This is a genomic window from Trinickia mobilis, assembly GCF_017315705.1.
Lineage (GTDB): Bacteria > Pseudomonadota > Gammaproteobacteria > Burkholderiales > Burkholderiaceae > Trinickia_A > Trinickia_A mobilis.
Genome location: NZ_JAFLRF010000112.1, coordinates 1 through 1,508 on the forward strand (window position 1 = coordinate 1; position 1,508 = coordinate 1,508).

Annotated in this window: 3 protein-coding genes; 1 reads left to right on the forward strand and 2 read right to left on the reverse strand. The window is 55.4% G+C overall.

The window, feature by feature from the left end:
- The coding region (locus J3489_RS37155) for an FHIPEP family type III secretion protein (protein ID WP_207005763.1) at nucleotides 1-310 on the forward strand (310 nt) is incomplete at its 5' end.
- Between the two features lie 338 nt (nucleotides 311-648).
- On the opposite strand, the gene J3489_RS37160 is transcribed toward J3489_RS37155, so the two are convergent.
- Together J3489_RS37160 and J3489_RS37165 are read right to left on the reverse strand one after the other, a co-directional pair.
- Nucleotides 649-870 (reverse strand): hypothetical protein, encoded by a 222-nt coding sequence (locus tag J3489_RS37160; protein ID WP_207005764.1) that lies wholly within the window; start codon nucleotides 868-870, stop codon nucleotides 649-651.
- Between the two features lie 53 nt (nucleotides 871-923).
- A complete protein-coding gene (locus tag J3489_RS37165) occupies nucleotides 924-1,454 on the reverse strand; it encodes a hypothetical protein (protein WP_207005765.1) in 531 nt (176 codons plus the stop codon).
- Nucleotides 1,455-1,508 lie beyond the last annotated feature (54 nt).

A 1,508-nucleotide genomic window follows, 5' to 3' on the forward strand; every position in this document is an offset into this window, starting at 1 on the left:
TCCGGGCAATGGCGACATGCAGGTGATGGGCCTCGACTCGGGGCTCGAGCGCGTGCTGTCGCAGACGCTCTCCACCAGCGCGAACCCGGGGCTCGAGCCGGGGCTGGCGCATACGCTGCTTACCGAGACGCAGAAGGCGATGCTGCGCCAGCAGAACGTGGGGCTGCCGCCGGTGCTGCTCGTGCAGCATGCGCTGCGGGCGATGCTTGCGCGGTTCCTGCGACGGAGCTTGCCGCAGTTGAAGGTGCTGTCGTATGCGGAAGTGCCGGATACGCGCACGATCAAGGTGGCGAATCTTATCGGCGGGTAGGGGTGACGCCGGAAGTGGCGGCATCACCCGCCATCATCGTTTCTTGCTTCGTGGAACACTTGCTTTAGCGGCTCAAAATCCGGGTCGAAGGAAAAGCTGGGGCGATCCGCAGAGCACATTTTGCGTATTTTCCGAGCAGTACTGCCGGAGCCTCAGCAGCGACGGCCTCCGAGTAGCGGCGATCCGGAAATCAACCTACCTGCGCAAAAGTTAGGCATGCGTGAGTCGTCGATTCTTAATGGGCTGGCCGACTCATATATAACGATATGCTCTTAGGCGCGTCCCTTCATTTTGCTAAGCTTTTGGCTCGCTGCCTTCGTTCGGTCCACCATCGCTCTTCATAAAAGGCCCGGCGGCTTGATGTCAGGATGTCTCTGATAGACTGGATTTAGGACGTCTAGGAGAATACTCGTCATGATCTTCGAAACAAAGTCTTTATATGCTTCATATTCATCAGGACTACAGCTCGCCTGCACGAAAGCCAGCGAATCATCCACTTCCTTGCCTATTGAAAGCATAAGCTCCGAGATTCTTTTCGCGACATCCTTCTTTTCGAACATGATTTCCTCTAACAATAGAATCCACTAGTCCTCATGCAGGTATTCACGCAGTTTCAGAACGAAAATCCGTGATCCTTCGTTGGCAATGCCGTGCTTGAACACAGCGCCCGACACCGGGTTGCTGTCCTCGCGTAATCCGTTCCAGGTGGATTATTCATGACGATGCAACCTGCATGTATGGTAGCTCGTTCGCTGCCTAGCAGTTTGGTCCACAAAAGAAGGTTGTGTGTGTCGTCCGCGGTCGTGCCGAATATCGCCAGATAGTTGTTCGCGAGTACCGCTTTTACTTGCAATGTATTGCCGAACTTCGATTCGCAGGCTGGCTCAGAGAACGAGATGCTGCCAGCCCCGCTGTTGCTGAATGTGAGCGCTCCCGTAAACAGGCGGTCGCCAACATAGCTGCGTATGGCGCCGTCACCGTCGATGGCGACGTTGACTGAGGCGTTTGCACCCTCGCCGTTCCATGTACCGGCGAAATTCGAGGATGCTGCGTTGGTTGAATAGGACTGTTCAGGTTGCAACGAAATAGAGACGCGCTCATCACCCGCGGGCACCTGAATTACTGTAAGCGCTAGTTTTAGCACACCGAATGCAGATTTGATGGTCGGTGCGCGTTTGTCGTGTCAGCCGACGTTCGT

What these genes read in the sequence shown, in the direction of transcription:
- J3489_RS37160 (WP_207005764.1), bottom strand. Translation starts at nt 870, where the DNA reads ATGTTCGAAAAGAAGGATGTCGCGAAAAGAATCTCGGAGCTTATGCTT.